We start from the raw sequence: 14535 nt of genomic DNA on the forward strand, positions 1-14535 counted from the left end.
TCGGGGCTCGTGCCCGATCTCAAAGATCATCGAAGCGCTTGCGTCAAACCCTTGACTTCACCCTCGGGCACCCCGAGCATGGGAGCGTTCCCACAGGTGCACACGAGAAAGGCCTCGTCATGCAGAGAACTGCGCGCACCATGGCCGGCATAGTCGCCGGCCTCGCACTGACACTCGCTTCGGTCGCCCCGGCGGCCGGGGCCGCAACGGCCAGCAGCGGTACGGAGACCGGCAGCGTCGCCGGAGAGACGCAGGACAAGGGCAAGGGCAAAGACAAGGACAAGGACACCGTCGCGGACATCGCGGCCGACATGCAGCCGGGCTGGAACCTGGGTAACACCTTCGACTCGACCGGCAGCGACGAGACGTCGTGGGGCAACCCGCGCGTCACCGAGGAGTTCCTGGACCAGATTCGTGCCCAGGGCTTCAACAGCATCCGTATCCCCGTCACCTGGGGCCAGCACCAGGGCGGCGCACCGGACCACACGATCGACCCGGCGTACCTCGACCGCGTCGAGGAGGTCGTGGGCTGGGCGCTCGATGACGGCTTCTACGTGATGATCAACATCCACCACGACTCCTGGCAGTGGATCAACACGATGCCCACCAACCACGATGCCGTGCTCGACCGCTACAGCGACACCTGGACCCAGATCGCCGAGCGGTTCCAGGACGCGGACGCCCGCCTCACGTTCGAGAGCGTCAACGAGCCGCAGTTCGCGAACAGCTCGGGCGAGGCTCAGGAGCTCGAGCTGCTGGCCGAGCTGAACAGGGTGTTCCACGAGATCGTGCGCGGTTCGGGCGGCGTGAACGCGACCCGGCCGCTGGTGCTGCCGACGCTGCACACAGGGTCTGATCCGGCCCTGCTCGACGCGCTGGCCGCGGAGATCGCCGCACTGGACGACCCGAACCTCATCGCTACCGTGCACAACTACGGGTTCTGGCCGTTCAGCGTGAACATCGCCGGGTACACCCGGTTCAACGCCGAGGTGCAGCAGAACCTGACCGACCAGTTCGATCTGGTGCACGCCGCGTTCACCGCCCGCGGCGTGCCGGTGGTCATCGGGGAGTACGGGCTGCTCGGGTTCGACCGGCACACCGGGACCGTCGAGCAAGGCGAGAAGCTGAAGTTCTTCGAGTACTTCGGTTACGCGGCCCGGCAGCGCGGCTTCACGACCATGCTCTGGGACAACGGGCAGCACTTCGACCGCACGGCGTACAGGTGGCGAGACCAGGCGCTGTTCGACCAGATCTCGTCGAGCTGGACCGAACGGTCGGGGACGGCGTCGTCCGACCTGGTGTTCGTGCCCGCCTCGGGCAACATCGCCGCCCAGAGCCTGACGCTCAACCCGAACGGGACGAGCTTCGAGGCCGTGCTGCACGACGGCGGCGAGCTGGTCGCCGGGACCGACTACACATTGGCGGGCAACGAGCTGACGCTGTCCGCCGCGCTGCTGGAGCGGCTCGCGGGCGACAGGACGCCGGGCCCGGCCGACGAGCTGGTGGTCCGGTTCTCGGGCGGCGTGCCGTGGACGGTGCGGATCATCAACCAGGAGACGCCGGTGCTCCAGGCCGCCTCGGGCACGACGGGGTCGTTCGCGATCCCGACGTCGTTCACGGGCGACCTGCTCGCGACGATGGAGGCGAAGTACGCGGACGGTTCGAACGCGGGGCCGCAGAACTGGACGTCGTACAAGGAGTTCGACGTGACGTTCAGGCCCGACTACGCGGCCGGGACCATCACCCTCACCCCGGAGTTCTTCGCCGAGGTGAACGACGGGACCGTGAACCTGACGTTCCACTTCTGGAGCGGGGACACGCTCACTTACGCCCTCACAAAAACGGGAACCACGGTAACGGGCACCCCCTGACCCGTCCGTTGAGTGCGTGATTCTCGCCCTGTCAGCACGTGCTGACAGGGCGAAAATCACGCACTCAGCGAGGGGGTCAGGGCGAACGGCGGACCACAGTTCGGCTCAGGGTGCCCGTCAGCAGCGAGTAGACGGCCGAGCCGATGACGATCCAGACGACCGCGGCGAGGATCGCCGGGACGAGCTCGAAGTCGCCCGCGAAGGGCACCGCGGCGAGGATCACCGTGGCGAGGCCCACCACCCAGCCGAAGAACGACCGGGGGCGCGGCGTGCTCATCACGAGCAGGTAGAGCACGATCGACGCGACCAGCGCGAAGAGGGCACCCGCCACGACCCAGGCCATCAGGTCGGAGCCGGTGGCGAACAGGTCGGCCTGCGCCTGGATCTCGAGGTTCAGTACCTCCTCGAGGATGAACTCCGCGGCCAGCCCGATGAGAGCGGCCACGAGCATCGTCGCCAGCGCGCCGGCCCAGTAGCGGCCCACCTCCAGGCCGAGGCGCGGGTCCTGGGTGCCGGACGTGACGGGCTGGACCGTCTCGTCCGGTGTCTCGCCCACCGGCTGGGTCGGCGTGCCCGGCGCCTGGGCGGGCGGCGGATAGGCCGGCGGCGGTCGCTCGCCGTAGTCGGCGTCGTAGGGGCGGTTCGGGTCGCTCATCGTGGTACCTCCCGGTTGTGAGGCCTATGTCCACTCCAGCACAGATCGGCGAGAGTCGCACGGCACGCACCTAAAGGACCGGGCTCACCTGGTGTTGCGGGCGCAACCGTTGTGACTACGTGTCCCTTTTAGCCGCAACGGTCGCGCCCACAAGAAAGGAGGTCAGCTCAGGGACTGGAGGTCCAGGACCAGGCCCTTGATCGCGGTCGCCGGGACCTGGGCCGTGTCGTCGTCGACCCAGCGGGCTACGGACGACGGCACGTCCGCGTCCGAGCACAGCACGAGCGGGGTGTCCGCCGACGAGTCGGGCAGGCGGCCGTGCGTACCGCGCACGTAGGACGCGTCGAGCGGCGTGGTGCTCATCGCGTACCGCAGGCCGAGCTTCTTGCGCACCAGGTTCAGCCCGGCCTTCGCCTTGGCCAGCGGGTCAGCCGGGTCGAAGAACAACTCGGCGGGGTCGTAGCCCGGCTTGCGGTGGATGTCGACGCCGCGCGCGAACTCGGGCGCCCGGTCGTCGTCGAGCCAGTAGTAGTAGGTGAACCACGCCCGCGGCTCGGCGACGACCACGAGCTCGCCCGCCCGCTCGTGGTCCAGCCCGTACCTGGCCTGCGCCGCGCGGTCCAGCACCTCGTCGACGCCGGGCACCCCACGCAGCAGGTCCGCGACCCGGGTCACGTCCGAGAGGTCGTCGACGTACACGTGCGCCACCTGGTGGTCGGCGACCGCGAACGCCCGGGAGGTCCACGGGTCGAGCTGTTCGCGGCCGTCCTGCGTGTACACCTCCAGGAAGCCCTCGCGCCGCAGGATCCGGTTGATGTCCACAGGCTGGTTCGCGGGCCCGATGCCGTACTCCGAGACGGCGACGACAGTGACGCCCGCCGCCTCGGCGTCGTCGAGCAGAGGCGTCAGGGCGACGTCGAGGTCGGCCGCCGCCCGGTCCGCCTCGGGCGAGCTCGGCCCGAAACGCTGCAGGTCGTAGTCGAGGTGCGGCACGTACGCCGTCGTGAGCTGGGACTTCCGCGTGCGCAGCAGGTGCCGGGTCACGTCCACGATCCACCGGGTGGAGGCGATGGACGCCGTCGGGCCCCAGTAGGTGAACAGCGGGAAGTCGCCGAACCGGCCGGTGAGCTCGCCGTGCATGGCCGCCGGCCGGATGTAGGCGTCGGGCGACTTGCGCCCGTCGGCGTGGTAGATCGGGCGCGGCGTGACGGTGACGTCGGTGGTCATGCCCATCGCATACCACCAGCACACGTTGTCGGCGGTGTACATCGCGTCGCGCTTGCGGGCGGCCTCCCACACCTTCTCGCCCGCGACCAGCTTGTTGTGCTGGCGCCAGAGATACACGTCGCCCAGCTCGCGGAAGTACCAGCCGTTGCCGACGATCCCGTGCTCGGCCGGCATCAGCCCCGTGAGCATCGTCGACTGCACGCTGCACGTCACGGCGGGCAGCACGGTGGCGAGCTCGGACTGCCAGCCCGAGCTAGCCAGCCGCCGCAGGCGCGGCATGTGGGCCAGAGCGCGGGCCGTCAGCCCGACGACGTCGAGCAGCAGGACAGGCTTCATGCGTGGCTTCCTTCCGTGGCGGCGGCAATGAGGTGTTCCCGGGCCCAGCGCAGCTCGGCGGCGATCCCGGTCACGAGCTCGTCGGCGCCGTCGGGCAGCACGTCGGGCGGCAGGACCGACCACGTGTACGTCTCGACGTCGAGGTGCGCCTCGTCGCCGTGCGGCGCGGCCCGGACCGCGGCGACGGCGTCGCGCAGCACCTCGGTCGTCGCCGCGAGCGGCGCCGCCGGCTCGTGATGCAGCGGCACGTGGAAGTGCACGCGCCACGGCCCGTCGCCGGGCAGGCCCGGCCGCCGGTCGGCGATGCCGAGCGCCACGGGCAGGTCGTCGGAGGCCAGCACGTCGCCCGTTGCCGCCAGCTCGCGCACCTGGTGCAGGTAGCGCTGCTCCACGAATCGCCCGACGGCGTCCCGCGCGCCCGGCGCCGCCGGTTCGGCGACCTCCAGCGCGGCGGAGGCCTGGACCTTGACCACGCGCAGGCCCGCGTCCGTGATCCGGCGGACGGCGCCGCCCGGGTCGGCGAACGAGACCGCCAGGTGGCACGTGTCGAGGCAGACGCCGACGTACTTGGGGTCGATGCGCCGGTCCTCGGGCCACTCGGGGCCGGTCCGCGCGGCGAGCCACGAGACGACGTCCTCCACGGTGTCGAGCACGCAGCCGGGCTCGGGCTCGACGGCGACCCGCACGGTCCGGCCGGTGCGTTCCGCCAGCGACCGCAGCTCGGCCGACAGTGTGGCGAACGCCTTGGTCGCCTCGTCGTCGTCGGCGCGCGTCCAGGGCGCGCGCCACGCCAGGGGCAGGGTCGAGATCGACCCGGGGACGCCGTCGGGCAGCAGGTCGGCCAGGACGCGCGCGCAGGCGAGTACGTAGTCGAGGCGCGCGCGCTCGGCCCACGTGGGGGAGTACACCGCGAGCTTGACCACCTCGCGGTGGAACCCGCCGTACGGGAAGGCGTTCAGGGTGTGCACCTGGAGCCGGTGCTCCGCGAGCGCAGCGCGCAGCCGGTCCCGGTCGGGCGCGGACCGGTCCAGGCGGTGCGCCAGTTCGGCGGGCAGCCACAGGCCGACGCCGAGGGTGTCGAGGCCAGCGGCCTCGCGCACCGGGCCCGAGTACCGGGCGAGCTGTTCGATCACGCCGTCGAGGTCCTCGGCGGGATGCACGTTGGTGCAGTACGAGAGCAGCATGTCAGGTCCCCTCAGGCTCGGACGCCGCGCAGCACGGACGAGCCCTCGAACTCGACGCCGGGTGTCGGCGGCGCGCCCTCGCTGAAGCCGGGCACCGGGTCGAGCACGAGGTTTCCCGACTGCTCGTAGAACGCGGCGGGGTTGCGCCAGAGCACCTGGTCGACGTCGTCCTCGGTGAAGCCGGCCGCGAGCATCGCCTGCCCGGTCCGCGCGGTCTTGAGCGGGTCGGAGCGGCCCCAGTCGGCGGCCGAGTTCACGATCATCCGGTTGATGCCGTACTCCTTGAGCAGCGCGACCATGCGGTCCTCGTCCATCTTGGTGTCGGGGTAGATGGAGAACCCGGCCCAGGCCCCGGCGTCGCGCACGAGGGCGACGTTGGTCTCGTTGAGGTGGTCCACGAGCACCCGTTCGGGCGCCAGCCCGGACTCGCGCACGACATCGAGGGTGCGGCGGGTGCCCGCGAGCTTGTCGCGGTGCGGGGTGTGCACCAGGACGGGGAGCTCGGCCTCGCGCGCCAGCTGGAGCTGGGTGGCGAACACCTCGTCCTCCTCGGGCGTCATCGAGTCGTAGCCGACCTCGCCCACGGCGACGACGCCGTCCTTGAGCAGGTAGCGGGGGATCTCGGCGAGCACCTCGCGGCAGCGCGGGTCGTTCGCCTCCTTGGGGTTGAGCGCGATGGTCGCATGGTGCCGGATGCCGAACTGTGCGGCCCGGAACCGTTCCCAGCCGAGCAGGGAGTCGAAGTAGTCGGTGAACGAGCCCACGCTCGTGCGAGGCTGACCCAGCCAGAACGCCGGCTCGACGACGGCGCGCACCCCCGCGGCGTACATCGCCTCGTAGTCGTCGGTGGTGCGGCTCGTCATGTGGATGTGCGGGTCGAGGATGCGCATCGTCACTCCTTCGTGCTGCTGAGCCGGGTGATCGGGGTGGTGGTGAGCCGGTCGAGGTCGGCGGGCACGGGGCGGCCGGCCGCCCTGCGCTCGGCCGCGAAGTCGCGGGCCATGCGGTCCAGCTCGGCGTCGGCCCGGTCCTCCAGGCCGCTCACGGCGTCGAGGCTCACGCCCTGGAAGACGAGCTTGAGGATGGCGTGCCGCCACGTGTGCTGGTCCAGGCGCCGGGACCCGAACGGGCCGACGGCGGCCGCGACGAGGCTCGGGTCGTTGGTGCGCAGGGCGTCGGCGGCGAGGTCGAGGCCGGCGGTCACGAGCTCGGCGGCAGCGGTGCCGGGGCCGGGTTCGGCGCCGGCACCTCCGAGGTCGCCCCGCTCCTCCAGCGCGTCCAGGCCTCGCAGCACGCCGCGCCGCTCGGCGCCGTCCCCGTGCCGGTAGAGGGCGACCAGGCGCGCGGCACAGTCCGGTCCGGTGCCCACGGCGTCGGCCAGGGCGACGACGAGGGCGGCCCGGGCGGCGTCGTCGACGGTGCCGTGGACGACGCCGGTCGGGTCGACGTCGTGGCGTCGTGGCCCGCGCCCGACCCGGCGGGCCGCCAGTGCGAACGCGCGGGTGACGCTGTCGGGGTCGCGGGCGACGTCCGCGCGCGCGGCGTCGAGCCAGCTCGCCCCGGCCGGGGCGCCGGGCCCGGCGCCCGAGCCGGTTACCCCGTCGGCGGGCACGTCAGCGTTCATGACCTGGTCCTTTCGCCGGTCGGCGCGCCGATGACCGCCGCCCACGCCCGCATCAGGGCGGCGCGGCTGTCGAGGGCGAGCCGGGGAGCGTCGTGCGAGTGGCGGGGCAGCTCGACGGCGGCGACGCCCGTGTAGCCGATGTCGGCGAGGGTGGCGAGCACCAGCGGTAGGTCGATGTCGCCCTCGCCGAACGGACGGTGCTCGTGGTGCGTGCGGGGCATGTCGTCGAGCTGCACGTTGCTCAGGTACGGCGCGGCGGCCCGCAGCGCGCCCTCGACGCCGTCGGGCTCGACGACGAGGCAGTGCCCGACATCGACGGTGATACCCAGCTCGGGCGGCGCGCCGACGTCGGAGTGGAGCCGCAGGGCGTCGTCGACGGTCTCGACGAGCATGCCGGGCTCGGGTTCGATCGAGAGCCGCACCCCACGCTCCCCGGCGTACTCGACCAGGGCGGGAATGCGGTCGCGGAGCCGGGCCCAGCCCTCGGCGGGCGCGGCGTCGGCCGGCAGGATCCCCGAGAAGAACGAGACGCAGCGGGCGTCGAGGTCCGCCGCGATCTCGATGGCGCGTTCGAGGTAACGCATCCGCAGGGTCGCGTCCCGGTCGACGAGCGTGGGCCGGTGCTTGTGCAGCGGGTCGAGCAGGTACCGCGTGCCGGTCTCCACGACCGCCGCCGCGCCCGCGCCCCCGCGCATCCGCAGGAGGTGCGCGCGCAGCGCGGTGACGTCGTCGCGGGCGAGCGGGGCGAACGGGTCGAGGTGCGGGAACCCGAGCGTGACCGCGACGGCGTCGTACCCGACGTCGTCGAGCACGTCCAGCGCCGCGGGCAGGGGGTGGTCACCGAAGCCGTTGGTGCCGTAGCCCAGCAGGAACGGGGGCCTCATGTGATGCTCACCCCCGCGCGGCCGCGGGCGCGGCCCAGCAGCCGCAGCCCGTAGCCGACCGCGGCGACGCCGGCCAGGAGCGCCGTCGTGCCCAGGCTCCCGGAGCGTGCCGCCCACGTGGCCTGCAACGGGACCATCGCCTGGATCCCGGAGCGGGTGGCGGTCCGGGCGTTGGCCGCCGTCGGGGCGGCCGCCGCGCGGACCTGTGCGGGCAGGCAGGCGGCGGCGTAGGCGCCGGCCGCGGCGAAGGTGGTCCAGCGGGTCCGGCGGCCGGCCGTACCGGCGCCCGCACCCGCGGCCCCGGCGGACGGCGCGGTGGCCGCCGCCACCACGGCGCCCGCCACGGTCCCGGCGGCGACGCACCCGGCGACCCGCGTCGTGGTGCCGTGCACCTCGCCGCGGGAGAGGACCGTGACGCCGAGCGTGTGCGCGGCCAGGCCCGCGGCGGCCGGGAGCGCGGACCGCATGCGGTCGGGCGTGGCGCCGAGCAGCACGTCCAGGCCGCGGCACGCGGCCATGAAGAACGGTCCGGCCGGGTGGTCCTTGGCGACGAGGTCGTAGGTCCAGACGCAGGCCGCGAGCGGGGCGGCCACGGCAAGTGCCCGCCGTCCGCCCGCGAGGCCCGCCGCCGCGAGGCCGCCCGCAGTCAGGGCCGCGCCGACCGCGAGCGCGCCGCGCGGCGTCACCCGGCCCGACGGGATGGGCCGCTCGGGGCGCTCGATGGCGTCGACGTGCTGGTCGGCGTAGTCGTTCAGGGCCATGCCGCCCAGGTAGAGGCAGGCCGAGGCGACCGGGAGCAGGGCGTGCCGCGCGCGCAGGGGCGTCGGCGCGCCGGCCCGGGCGGCGGCCAGCCCGGCGAGGGAGTCGCCGACCACGGAGAGCGCGGCGGGCGCGCGAACCAGCTCGGCGAGGTCGCGCACCGATGGGCGCCCCGCGGGCGGCCGTTGACCACAGCGGTTGCTGCCAGGACCGGCGTCCGCCTGGCAGGAACTGCTGTGGTCAACGCCCGGACCGTCGGCGGTAGCCGGGTCGGAGAGTGGGGGGTCGAAGCGGGGGCGGAAACGGGGGATCGGCCGGGCCGTCATGGGCGGACCTGTGCCGAGGTGCGGCGCACCCACTCCTCGAGGACGACGGCCTGGGCGGCGGCGTCGTGCACGTCGGAGTCCCACGGGTCCTTGAAGAAGAAGCCGAGCTCCGGAATCGTTCCGCGGATCCCGGCGGCGTGCGCGAGCGCGAGGAGGCGCACCAGGTCGAGGACCAACGGCGCCGCGAGCATCGAGTCGTGAGCGCTCCAGGTGGTCTGCAGCGTGATCCGCGAGCCGAGGAAGCCCTCGACGTGCACGTGGTCCCAGGCGACCTTGATGTCGCCCAGGTCCGGCACGTTGTCGATGTGCAGCGGTGTCGTGTCGCTCCCTGTCAGCGCTGTCAGTCCCCGGGACTTGGTGGCGAGCTTGCTGCGCACGGCGTCGGGATCGGCGAGGGTGGCGCCGTCCCCGCCGCCCAGCAGGTTGGTCCCCGACCACGACAGCACCTTGAGCCCGCGAGCGGCGAACGCCGGCGCCAGCACGGTACGCAGCCAGGTCTGGCCGGTCTTGCCGTCCTGCCCGGCGACGGGGATCCCGCGCTCCTGGGCGAGGCGGGCGAGGGCGGGGAGCCCCATGCCGGCCGACGGCGTGAAGGCGGCGTACGCGGCTCCGGCAAGGATTGCCGCGTACGCCGAGACCGATGACGCAGGGAGCACGGCGCGGGCCGGGTCCGCGAGGGCGGCGAGCAGCGCCTCGGGGTCGTCGTGCTCCGGCACCGGCTCGACCGGCGGCTCCGTGGAGGAGAGGTCGACCACCACGACCCGCGCCAGGTCATGCCGCTCCTGGAACGACGTGATGTCGGCGGCCAGGCGCTCGGCGACGGCCTGCTGGGAGGCGCCGTCCGCGCCGTCGGGCCCGGCGGCATGCGGGTCGTACCCGGGGCGCACCTCGGCGTCGGTGCGTTCGAGGGCGTCATGGGTGGCGGCGAACAGGCGCGGCGGGAGCATCCCGGTCTCGACCAGGCACTCCGCGCGCTTGGTCATGGTGACGACTGAGATGTCGTGCCCGCCCACGACGAGGTCGGCGAATCCCGGCAGGCCTGCCGAGGCGAACGGCTCGCGTGCGGTGACGCAGCCCGTCGGTGGTGACTGCCCGTCGGCGATGGCCGCGAGGCCAACCGTCGCGGTACTGGCCACGGAGCCGCGGGCTCCGACGAACCAGATCCCAGTGCGTGCTGCTGCGTTGTGGCGTGCAGAGGCGTCGTGCATCATCGCTCCCCGGTTCGACGTCGTCGTCCCGAGCAACCTATCCCGCACTTATGACGATAGGCAAACAAAAGTTCAAAGATTTTCGGAAGAAGCGAGATGACCGACATAGGCCTGGTTCTGGACACGACTACCGTCACCCGCCCGGCTGTGGCACTATGACCCGCATGACGACTCCGCGCTCCACCCTGCGACCGGTGATCATCATTTCGTAGCGCGTCCGGCGACACCCCACCGGACGCGCAGACCTTCCACACTCGGAGGGTCTTTTTTTGTTGGCACGAAGATCTGACCTCGGGCCACATCGCCAGATACATCGTTGGGAGCATCGATGACCACCGCCTCGTTCCAGGTGTACGACACGACGTTGCGCGACGGCGCGCAGCAGGAGGGCATGAGTCTCTCCGTCTCCGACAAGCTCGCTATCGCGGCTCTCCTCGACGAGCTCGGTGTCGGCTACATCGAGGGCGGCTGGCCGGGTGCGGTTCCCAAGGACACCGACTTCTTCGCCCGCGCCGCCACCGAGCTGACCTTGAAGAACGCAGTGCTCGCCGCGTTCGGGGCGACCCGCCGGGCGGGCGTCCGGCCGGGCGACGACCCGCAGGTACGCGCACTGCTCGACGCTGCCACGCCGGTGGTGACGCTCGTGGCCAAGTCGGACGTGCGGCACGTGGAGCGTGCGCTGAAGACCACGCGCGCCGAGAACCTCGCGATGATCACCGACACCGTCGCCTTCCTCGTCGCCGAGGGCCGCCGGGTGGTCCTGGACGCCGAGCACTTCTTCGACGGCTACCGCCACGACGCCGAGTACGCCACGAGCGCCGTCACCGCCGCGTTCGACGCCGGGGCCGAGGTGGTCACGCTGTGCGACACCAACGGCGGCATGCTGCCCACCTGGGTCGGCGAGATTGTGAGCGAGCTGCGGTCGAGGACCGCCGTCGGGCTTGAGCAGCTGCTCGGCGTGCACGCGCACAACGACACCGGCTGCGCCGTCGCGAACTCGCTCGCCGCCGTCGAGGCGGGCGCTACGCATGTGCAGGGCACGGTCAACGGCTACGGCGAGCGCACTGGCAACGCCGACCTCGTGACCGTCGTCGCCAACCTCGAGCTCAAGGGCGGCATGTCCCTCCTGGCCGACGACGGCCTGCGGGAAGCGACCCGGATCGCGCACGCCATCAGCGAGATCACGAACATCTCGCCGTTCGCGCGCCAGCCGTACGTCGGGGCGAGCGCGTTCGCGCACAAGGGCGGGCTGCACGCCAGCGCCATCCGCGTGGACCCGGACATGTACCAGCACACCGACCCGACCCACGTGGGCAACGACATGCGGATGCTCGTCTCCGACATGGCCGGCCGTGCCTCGATCGAGCTCAAGGGCCGGGAGCTTGGCTTCGACCTCGCGGGCCAGGGCGAGCTGCTCTCCCGGGTCACCAACCGCGTGAAGGACGACGAGGCGGCCGGTTACACCTACGAGGCGGCCGACGCGTCGTTCGAGCTGCTGCTGCGGTCCGAGCTGGGCCGCCGCCCGGAGTTCTTCACCGTCGAGTCGTGGCGCACCATCGTAGAGACGGTCCCGGCGGGTGCGGCCCCGCCGTCGGTCCACGCGCCTGACGCCGTCGCCGTGGCCGAGGCGACCGTCAAGATCCATGCCGGCGGTGAGCGGATCGTGACGACGGGGGAGGGCAACGGGCCGGTCAACGCGCTGGACCAGGCCCTGCGGACGGCGCTGTCGCAGGTCTACCCGGAGCTCAGCCGGTTCGAGCTCATCGACTTCAAGGTGCGCATCCTCGACACGGAGGCTGGTACGGACGCGATCACGCGGGTGCTGATCGACACGAGCGACGGCGAGCACTCCTGGTCCACGGTCGGGGTGGGCCCGAACGTGGTCGAGGCGGCGTGGGAGGCGGTGACGGAGGCGTACGTGTACGGCCTCCTGAAGTCGGACGTAGAACCCCGCCCCTGACCCAACCCGCCGAAGTAGAACCCTGCCGAGGTAGGACTCTGGCGAGGTAGGGCTCTGGCGAGGTAGAAGTACAGCGAGGTAGAACTCTGGCGAGGCAGAACCATTCGGTTCTGCCTCGCCAGAGTCCTACCTCGCCAGAGTCCTACCTCGCCAGAGTCCTACCTCGCCAGAGTCCTACCTCGCCCTGGTCCTACCTCGCCCTGGTCCTACCTCGCCCTGGTCCTACCTCGCCCTGGTCCTACCTCGCCCTGGTCCTACTTCGCCAGGGTCCTACCTCGGCTGGGCTTCGGCAGGGAGAGAGGGTGGGTCAGACGGCCGGGGCGGCCGGCTCGGCCGGGCGGTCCAGCTTGCCGCCGCCGAAGTCGAGACGCTGGTCGCGTACCGCCTCGAACGTCGCCTTGATCGCGACCGACGAGCGGTCGTAGGTGCGCTGGGCGACCCGGACGAACAGGTAGTCCACGACCGTGAGCTGCGCGATGCGGCTGGACATGGCGCCGACCCGGAACTGGGTCTCGCGGGCGGTGGTGGCCAGGACGACGTCGGACACGAGGCCGATCGGGGCGTCCGGGAAGTTTGTGATGGCCGCCGTCAGGGCGCCGCGCTTGCGCGCGATCTCCAGGGCCTGGTTGGTCTCACGCGTCTGGCCCGAGTGCGAGACGGCGATCGCGACGTTGCCCGGCTCGAGCAGCGCCGAGGAGGCGAGCTGCTGGTGCGGGTCGGGCGAGCTGAACACGAAGACGCCGATGCGCTGCAGCTTCATCGCCAGGTCGGCGGCGGCCAGGTTGGACGACCCGACGCCATAGACGTCGACGCGCTTGGCCTCCGAGATGGCGGTGGCCACCCGCTCGATCGCGTCGGTGTCGATCATGCGGGCGGTCTCTTCGATCGTGCGGGCCTCGTGGAACGCGATCTTCGAGACGACGGCCTCGATGTCGTCGGTCTGGTTGATCTCGCCCTCGGCGATGCCCGACCGCTCCATCTCGACCTCGCGCCGGCTCGTCGCCTGGGCCAGGTCGATCCGGAACTCGGGGTAGCCCGCGTAGCCGACGGCGCGGCAGAACCGCACCACGGTGGCCTGTGACGTGTCCGCGTGACCGGCGAGCTCGGTGATGGTCGACGCGACTACCGTGTTCGGGTCGTCGAGGACCGTCTGCGCAACCCTTGCCTCCGCTGGCCGCAGCGTCGGCAGTGCGCGCCTGAGTCGGACGAGAACGTCACCTGTCATGTCGCATCTCCCGGGATGGGGTGGTGGGGCTGGGGGTCGAGAACATACACCCGTACCGGGGATTCGGGCACAACGGGGTAGTGATGGAACCGGTCAGCGAACAACCGTCGGTCACTGAAGCTCGTCACCGGGCAGCTCGGTCGCCGACAGCTCGGCCGTAAGGGTATCCGCGGCCCCTACGTCCTCGGCGGCCTCGCGCAGGGTGTGGTGGCCGTCGACGCGGACGGTGAGCCACGGCCGGAAGCCCGCCACCGACTGCGGTGCTTCACGCAGGCGGCGGGCCAGGGTCAGCGCGCCGTCCAGCGGCGAGCCGGCGCTCGGTACCAGCGACACCTCGGGCCGGTCCTCCGAGAGGTGCTTGGTGAGCGACACCGTGAGCGGCGACTCCTCCTGCACCAGGCGGCCGGTCGTGGAGGCGAGCGGCGGGATGCCACGGCCCAGCGCGCTCGACAGCGTGTCGGCGAGGTGCCGTCCGGCCTCCTCGAGGATCCGGATCGACGTCGGGTCGCCCTCGGTCGCGGCGATGATGACCTCCGGGGCCATCGACGCGAGCTGTCGGGCACGCTCGGCGTTCTTGTAGAACTGGTTGGGCCAGCTCTCGATCAGGCCGAACTTGGCGACAGCGGCTTCCAGGAGCCGCTTCGACGCGCCACGGGAGGCGCCGTCGTGGTAGCGACCGGCCGCGCGCAGCGCCTCGCCGCCTACCCAGACACCGGCGCCCAGGTCACCGAGCAGGTGGCCCCAGCCGTCGGCGCGGCGCCAGCGGCTCACGCCGTCGTAGCCGAACGCGACAGCGCCGGTGCCGACCGAGAGGACGGCACCGGCGCGACCGGCCAGAGCGCCGAGGTGGGCGGTGAGCGCGTCGCCCGCGACGGCGGTGCGGTTGGTCCGCAGCTCGCGGGCCAGGATGTCGTGCACGTCGCCCGGCTTCTCGACGAGCGAGGTCAGGCCGGTGATGCCGACCGCTGCGGACGCGACGGGGGCGGTGCTGCCGTCGCTCATCCCGTCGTGTCCCATGCGGGCGGCCCACGCGTTGAACGACTGGCACAGGGAGGCCACGACCGCCGGAGCGTCGCTGCCGTGGTGGTTGACCTTGACGGCGCGGCCGCTCAGGCTGATGCGCTCGGGGTTCACGGAGTTGCCGAATTCAGCGACCAGGCGCGAGCCGCTGCCGCCTACGTCGAGAGCGACGACCCAGGCGTCGATCGCCACTTCATCAATACCCTGTGCGAGTTCGGACACCAGGTCATTCTGACACGAAACCAGGCCAAGGTTG

At 72.0% G+C, this 14535-nt stretch carries 12 protein-coding genes; 2 read left to right on the top strand and 10 right to left on the bottom strand.

The window, feature by feature from the left end; translation table 11 throughout:
• Positions 1-119: 119 nt before the first annotated feature.
• Positions 120-1871, top strand: a complete 1752-nt coding sequence (locus EW117_RS23290; RefSeq protein ID WP_129789089.1) for a cellulase family glycosylhydrolase — start codon at positions 120-122, stop codon at positions 1869-1871.
• Between the two features lie 76 nt (positions 1872-1947).
• On the opposite strand, the gene EW117_RS23295 is transcribed toward EW117_RS23290, so the two are convergent.
• The 8 genes from EW117_RS23295 to EW117_RS23330 form a co-directional block, all read right to left on the bottom strand.
• Positions 1948-2526: a DUF6069 family protein gene (locus EW117_RS23295; RefSeq protein WP_129789090.1), complete on the bottom strand. Its 579-nt coding sequence runs from the start codon at positions 2524-2526 to the stop codon at positions 1948-1950.
• A gap of 162 nt (positions 2527-2688) precedes the next feature.
• Complete coding sequence (locus EW117_RS23300) at positions 2689-4089, bottom strand: alkaline phosphatase family protein (protein WP_129789091.1); 1401 nt, start codon at positions 4087-4089, stop codon at positions 2689-2691.
• Complete coding sequence (gene eboE / locus EW117_RS23305; RefSeq protein WP_129789092.1) at positions 4086-5273, bottom strand: metabolite traffic protein EboE; 1188 nt, start codon at positions 5271-5273, stop codon at positions 4086-4088. Before eboE ends, EW117_RS23300 begins: the two co-directional genes overlap by 4 nt.
• An 11-nt stretch (positions 5274-5284) precedes the next feature.
• Positions 5285-6163, bottom strand: a complete 879-nt coding sequence (locus EW117_RS23310; RefSeq protein ID WP_129789093.1) for a TatD family hydrolase — start codon at positions 6161-6163, stop codon at positions 5285-5287.
• 2 nt (positions 6164-6165) lie between these two features.
• The gene (locus EW117_RS23315) at positions 6166-6897 is read right to left on the bottom strand and encodes an EboA domain-containing protein (RefSeq protein WP_129789094.1); all 732 of its coding nucleotides are present in this window, start codon (positions 6895-6897) and stop codon (positions 6166-6168) included.
• The gene (locus tag EW117_RS23320; RefSeq protein WP_129789095.1) at positions 6894-7781 is read right to left on the bottom strand and encodes a sugar phosphate isomerase/epimerase family protein; all 888 of its coding nucleotides are present in this window, start codon (positions 7779-7781) and stop codon (positions 6894-6896) included. The genes EW117_RS23315 and EW117_RS23320 overlap by 4 nt, the downstream gene beginning before the upstream one ends.
• Entirely contained in the window at positions 7778-8701 is a 924-nt protein-coding gene (locus EW117_RS23325; RefSeq protein WP_242504485.1) for an SCO3242 family prenyltransferase, read from the bottom strand. Before EW117_RS23325 ends, EW117_RS23320 begins: the two co-directional genes overlap by 4 nt.
• A 161-nt stretch (positions 8702-8862) precedes the next feature.
• On the bottom strand, positions 8863-10077 hold the full coding sequence (locus EW117_RS23330) for an inositol-3-phosphate synthase (RefSeq protein WP_207212008.1): 1215 nt from the start codon (positions 10075-10077) through the stop codon (positions 8863-8865).
• A gap of 325 nt (positions 10078-10402) precedes the next feature.
• On the opposite strand from EW117_RS23330, the gene cimA reads away from it, so the two are divergent.
• Positions 10403-12034 (top strand): citramalate synthase, encoded by a 1632-nt coding sequence (gene cimA / locus EW117_RS23335; protein WP_129789098.1) that lies wholly within the window; start codon positions 10403-10405, stop codon positions 12032-12034.
• A 307-nt stretch (positions 12035-12341) separates the two neighbouring features.
• Here the strand turns inward: cimA and EW117_RS23340 are convergent, their stop codons facing one another.
• Together EW117_RS23340 and EW117_RS23345 are read right to left on the bottom strand one after the other, a co-directional pair.
• Positions 12342-13259 (bottom strand): MurR/RpiR family transcriptional regulator, encoded by a 918-nt coding sequence (locus EW117_RS23340; RefSeq protein WP_129789099.1) that lies wholly within the window; start codon positions 13257-13259, stop codon positions 12342-12344.
• Positions 13260-13370: 111 nt separating this feature from the next.
• The gene (locus EW117_RS23345) at positions 13371-14501 is read right to left on the bottom strand and encodes an N-acetylglucosamine kinase (protein ID WP_165362833.1); all 1131 of its coding nucleotides are present in this window, start codon (positions 14499-14501) and stop codon (positions 13371-13373) included.
• Positions 14502-14535 lie beyond the last annotated feature (34 nt).

It is taken from the genome of Promicromonospora panici, from assembly GCF_900608595.1.
Lineage (GTDB): Bacteria > Actinomycetota > Actinomycetes > Actinomycetales > Cellulomonadaceae > Promicromonospora > Promicromonospora panici.

Bases quoted from the DNA above. Each gene is read 5' to 3' on its own strand.
- EW117_RS23310 (WP_129789093.1), bottom strand. From the start codon at position 6,163: ATGCGCATCCTCGACCCGCACATCCACATGACGAGCCGCACCACCGAC.
- cimA (WP_129789098.1), top strand. From the start codon at position 10,403: ATGACCACCGCCTCGTTCCAGGTGTACGACACGACGTTGCGCGACGGC.
- EW117_RS23290 (WP_129789089.1), top strand. From the start codon at position 120: ATGCAGAGAACTGCGCGCACCATGGCCGGCATAGTCGCCGGCCTCGCA.
- EW117_RS23315 (WP_129789094.1), bottom strand. From the start codon at position 6,897: ATGAACGCTGACGTGCCCGCCGACGGGGTAACCGGCTCGGGCGCCGGG.
- eboE (WP_129789092.1), bottom strand. From the start codon at position 5,273: ATGCTGCTCTCGTACTGCACCAACGTGCATCCCGCCGAGGACCTCGAC.
- EW117_RS23300 (WP_129789091.1), bottom strand. From the start codon at position 4,089: ATGAAGCCTGTCCTGCTGCTCGACGTCGTCGGGCTGACGGCCCGCGCT.
- EW117_RS23295 (WP_129789090.1), bottom strand. From the start codon at position 2,526: ATGAGCGACCCGAACCGCCCCTACGACGCCGACTACGGCGAGCGACCG.
- EW117_RS23340 (WP_129789099.1), bottom strand. From the start codon at position 13,259: ATGACAGGTGACGTTCTCGTCCGACTCAGGCGCGCACTGCCGACGCTG.
- EW117_RS23320 (WP_129789095.1), bottom strand. From the start codon at position 7,781: ATGAGGCCCCCGTTCCTGCTGGGCTACGGCACCAACGGCTTCGGTGAC.
- EW117_RS23330 (WP_207212008.1), bottom strand. From the start codon at position 10,077: ATGATGCACGACGCCTCTGCACGCCACAACGCAGCAGCACGCACTGGG.